Source organism: Rubritalea sp., assembly GCF_039830215.1.
In the GTDB taxonomy this organism is placed as follows: domain Bacteria; phylum Verrucomicrobiota; class Verrucomicrobiia; order Verrucomicrobiales; family Akkermansiaceae; genus Rubritalea.
This window is the reverse complement of sequence record NZ_JBDOPO010000147.1, coordinates 1-4,732: the sequence shown is the minus strand read 5'-3', so window position 1 is coordinate 4,732 and position 4,732 is coordinate 1. Positions and strand designations below refer to the sequence as shown.

The window sequence follows — 4,732 nt, the reverse complement described above, 5'->3', positions numbered from 1 at the left end:
AAATTTACGGAAGCAAATTGCGCAATTTAACCAAGGGCTAGCGACGCATGCTGGTTTGGTTGAAAAGCTTATCTCACAGGTTAAGAAACTCGATAAAGAGGAAAATGACTTACGTTCAAAGACTGCAGCACATCTCAAGGCGGGTAACCGTCAGTTAGCTGGCGACTTTGCTCTGAAACTCAAAAAAGTGGATACCACTCACGACGAGGTAAAGGATCAACTAGTGAATGCTGAGAAGCATTATAAAGAGCTTCTTCGGGCTCGTGATGTTTCGGTCAAAGAAGCGCGCGATAAAATTCAAGAGCTTCGCCGAGGAATTGACGATATGAAAGTCAAGAATGCTATGGCTGAGCTCAATGAAATGGCGTCAGGCATGATTTCAGAAATTGGAGGTTCAGGGGATAATCTCAATCGACTCGAGGAAATTGTCGAAGAGGAACGTACCAAGGCTGCTGGCCGAGCTCGAGTAGCGAAGGACAGCATGGATCTAACTGACATCAACCTTAAGCAGGATGAGCAAGACGCACTCGCTGAAATGGCTCTGGCTGATTTTGCTGCAGCGGAAGGAATCGAGATAGAAAAGACTGACACTCAATCACCGCCAAAGAGCCACGCTCAATCAGCTAGCTCACATGGGACAATGGGTCCTCGGGTGTCTGAGTAAAATTGCCACTAACCATGGGTAAAGCACCGTAGATTGATACTCTCCTGCGCTTTTTTAGTGTTAGTAACTTATTGACTCAAAATACACTATGGTAGTGCGCTGAGTGCCCCCACGTGGCAGAGAAGAATGTGCCCGATCCATAGCGCATGCCTCAATGGGTGCGTTTGGTTCTCATATTAGTCCGGGCAACAGTTCATGGTCCTCAGAGGCAACAGTTGTGACAAAGATGCTTCTAGTTCCTTGCTGACCCTCTCATGTAAAGCGAATTTAAGACCGCTATCATAGGCGAGGGTCTCCACTCGATAAGCCTTTGGCTTCTTTATGATGGCCAGCCTCTCGAAACTCTAGTCTCATTCACTAGTGTGCACAATAATCCCGCCCGACTCTATCGTTCATAAAGCATTAGGTTAACATGCCCTCTGGGATTGCTACAAGCAAATCCACTTCTCAGTCTCCAGAACGAGTTCTAGCGTCAACGATTGTGGGCGCTCGTCTAAGACTTTTGTGTTCGGTGTTTTGCTGTGCCTTGTGCCGGCTCGAGGTGGATAGCGGAGTTTTCCATTGATGGGTAATTCCTTAAATAATCTACCACCTGTTTTCCGGTCGACTGCTAGGTAGCGATAGCTAGTCTCATGACTGACTTTTTTGCCAACCTGTTTGAGATGTATGTAGATCTGCTCAAGGATGAGCTTGATTATAATGCGTCTTACTTATTTAGCTTCAGCTTCTTACTTGCTTTTTTTGGCTGAATTATAGTGCCATAACTATTCCAACTTGTGTGTTTTCTGCATGTTTTTATGCGGTAGATTACTCCACGCTCAGCCTCTCGGAGGCGTTGGTATTTTGGTTTCATCGCTTGTGTGGTAAAACCGTCACGAATGATATGCCACACTGGTTAAAAATTATTTCCTAGCATATGGAATCCGCCGCTCATAGTTCGATCTCCTTCTTCTTGTAAATTCAGTGTGCCTTTATTTAGTCTCTCCTGAATTCCTGTTGTATTGACTTGAAATTTTCCGGTCAGAAATCCAGAGGTCATGTCGTAAACACTGTCATAGACCATTCGAATGAGATTTTGGGCGCCTTTGATAAGTCATAGCTACCTTTCTGACTACCGCAGCAGCCGCACGGAATGAGCTACTATAGAAAAAATCTGCCATTTTATTAGAAAATGAAACTTCAAAGACAGTGTTGTTGATCGCAATAGGGATGGGCTTGGAGTCGTAATCACCGGCAAGTCTAACAACGATAATCACTAAGGGGGAGACTGAACCCATTAACGAGTTTATCTGGTTTGTGTGGATTGGTTTAGCTGTCATTGCTATGAGGTGAATAGAGATTGGAAAGGGTGCCCACGTACTCAATATCATCTACAGGAAAATGATATTCAGCGAGACTCGAAAGCCTTCCATATGGGAGTGATACAACACAAAAAACGCCCTCAGGGCTGGAGTGTCCTGAGAGCGATTTGAGTAAAGTAGTTGTGTCGATTACGAGCTCTGACCAGTAAGCTCAGCAGTGGCTTGCTCTAAGCCTTTTTCTTCTATTGCTTCTTCTGTGAAGCCATTGTCTTCAGCATACTTGCGTACGTCGGCAGTGATCTTCATCGAACAGAATGTGGGTCCACACATGGAGCAGAAGTGAGCTGTTTTTGCTCCTTCAGCTGGCAGTGTTTCATCGTGGTAATCAATCGCACGGGCTGGGTCTAGACCTAGAGCGAACTGGTCGCGCCAACGGAACTCGAAGCGAGCCTTTGATATCGCGTTGTCGCGCTCTTGCGCAGCTGGGTGACCTTTTGCGAGATCAGCTGCGTGAGCTGCAATTTTATAGGTGATCACACCTTCACGAACGTCGTCGCGGTTAGGCAGGCCTAAGTGCTCCTTAGGGGTCACGTAGCAGAGCATTGCACAGCCATACCAACCGATGTTGGCAGCCCCGATACCAGATGTGATGTGGTCGTAACCTGGGGCGATGTCAGTAGTGAGGGGGCCAAGCGTGTAGAATGGAGCTTCGTGGCACCACTCGATCTGCTTCTGCATGTTCTCTTGGATGAGATGAAGTGGCACGTGGCCTGGACCTTCGTTCATTACCTGACAGCCTTTTGCCCATGCGCGTGTGGTAAGCTCACCTTGGATTTCTAGCTCAGCAAGCTGTGCGTAGTCGTTAGCATCTGCAATGGAGCCTGGGCGGAGGCCGTCACCGATAGAGAAGGAAACATCGTACGCCGCGCAGATGTCACAGATCTCGTCCCAATGAGAATAGAGGAAACTTTCCTTCTGATGGGCGAGGCACCACTTAGCCATGATGGAGCCACCACGAGAAACTATACCTGTCATGCGGCGCGCTGTGTGTGGCACAAAGCGGAGTAATACTGCTGCGTGAATGGTGAAGTAATCCACACCTTGCTCAGCCTGTTCGATGAGTGTGTCACGGTAGAGCTCCCATGTGAGTTCTTCAATCCTGCCGTTCACTTTCTCTAGCGCCTGGTATATTGGCACTGTACCGATCGGAACTGGTGAGTTGCGGAGGATCCACTCACGTGTTGCGTGGATGTTCTTTCCTGTAGAAAGGTCCATCACGTTGTCAGCACCCCACTTTGTAGCCCACTGCATCTTCTCTACTTCTTCGTCGATAGTAGAAGCCACTGCCGAGTTGCCGATGTTAGCGTTTATTTTCACCAAGAAATTACGACCAATAATCATGGGTTCATTTTCTGGGTGGTTGATGTTAGATGGGATAATTGCACGTCCTCGAGCTACTTCTGAACGAACGAATTCTGGAGTGATCATTGCAGGCATGGATGCGCCGAAAGATTGACCAGGGTGCTGGTGGTCCATGCGGTTACGCGATACTTGTTTGAATGGGTCGATGTCAGAAGGGCGTGGCATCTCGTAACCTTCTGGAGTCGTGCAGAGTTGCTTGATGCGATCTGAAGCGTCGGCTGGAAGGTCTGCAAGATTTGGGTACTTGTCGGAAATAGTTTTGAGTTCTTCCTTGCGGCCGAGGTTTTCACGAATCGCTATGTATTCCATTTCCTTTGTGATAATGCCTTGCTCAGCATACCACTTTTGAGTGACAGGATGTCCTGCTGATGCACGGAGTGGCTTGCGTTTGAGCCCTGGATAGACCTTTAGCTTGTTCTTAGTCGCTTTGCCTTCGTTGTATTTCTCAGCGTGCTTCTCAGAAAGGTAGCCGTTATCCGAAGCAGTTACTTCGCGGCCATCATATTCTTCCACATCGCCACGTTCGAGAATCCACTGACGGCGAAGCGCTGGGAGTCCTTTTGTCACGTCACCTTTAAAATCAGGGTCCCCCCAAGGGCCGGAGCAATCGTAGACGCGGATGGGTGCATTTTTCTCAACACGGCCATTTGGATGCTCGGTGTCAGAAAGGCGGATCTCACGCATTGCGACCTTAATGTCTGGGTGGATGTCTCCCTCAACATAGATGCGAGTAGAATTCGGGAAAATTGTTGGGTCTTTCTCGATAGCTGCAAGCTCATCTGAGTTGTCGATGTCTTCGATAAAATTACCGGTATAGTCTGTGCGTGCTGAGGAGTTCTCAGGCTTGGGTGTTGAGTTGTCTGGTGAAATCATTACTAGAGTTTGGAGTTCGGAGTGTTGAGTGTGAAGATGTTAGTTGCTGTTAGTTGTTGATAGATATTTTACGAAAATAAAAGACCTGTCAGCTAATGCCTGACAGGTTGGGCAGATTTCAAGTGATGAAATATGACTTCCTTCGCCGGTATTAGCCGTGGCAGGTTCTAAGGGTCATGTGCGTTGAGCGCATTCTCAGCCTCTACGGCTCCCCTGTCTACCGAACACTTTAGAGAGGTGAAGGCAGGATGCAAGAGGAAGATTTCAGAGCACCTTGTAATCAGCGTGATGACTTCATTTTAACGCCGCCACCCAAAAGTCGTTTATTGAGTGAACGAGTGTGCTGCGCTTGGAGTAGATGTATCATCTACAAGGTTCACACATAGAGACAATCTAGCTCAAACATTAGGAAATGATTAAATATCACCACAGATTCCTAGCCAGTATTGTCCTTATGACTACACAGCTATCT

4 protein-coding genes and 1 riboswitch are annotated in these 4,732 nt (G+C 47.5%); of the genes, 1 reads left to right on the top strand and 3 read right to left on the bottom strand.

The window, feature by feature from the left end; translation table 11 throughout:
• Nucleotides 1-664: hypothetical protein (locus ABGY95_RS04990; protein ID WP_347440597.1), on the top strand; the 664-nt coding region annotated here is incomplete at its 5' end.
• A gap of 706 nt (nucleotides 665-1,370) precedes the next feature.
• On the opposite strand, the gene ABGY95_RS04985 is transcribed toward ABGY95_RS04990, so the two are convergent.
• The 3 genes from ABGY95_RS04985 to thiC form a co-directional block, all read right to left on the bottom strand.
• The gene (locus ABGY95_RS04985; protein WP_347440596.1) at nucleotides 1,371-1,556 is read right to left on the bottom strand and encodes a hypothetical protein; all 186 of its coding nucleotides are present in this window, start codon (nucleotides 1,554-1,556) and stop codon (nucleotides 1,371-1,373) included.
• A gap of 160 nt (nucleotides 1,557-1,716) precedes the next feature.
• Complete coding sequence (locus ABGY95_RS04980; protein WP_347440595.1) at nucleotides 1,717-1,983, bottom strand: hypothetical protein; 267 nt, start codon at nucleotides 1,981-1,983, stop codon at nucleotides 1,717-1,719.
• A gap of 171 nt (nucleotides 1,984-2,154) precedes the next feature.
• Nucleotides 2,155-4,260 (bottom strand): phosphomethylpyrimidine synthase ThiC, encoded by a 2,106-nt coding sequence (gene thiC / locus ABGY95_RS04975; RefSeq protein ID WP_347440594.1) that lies wholly within the window; start codon nucleotides 4,258-4,260, stop codon nucleotides 2,155-2,157.
• A 120-nt stretch (nucleotides 4,261-4,380) separates the two neighbouring features.
• Nucleotides 4,381-4,485: riboswitch (TPP riboswitch) on the bottom strand.
• Between the last annotated feature and the right edge of the window lie 247 nt (nucleotides 4,486-4,732).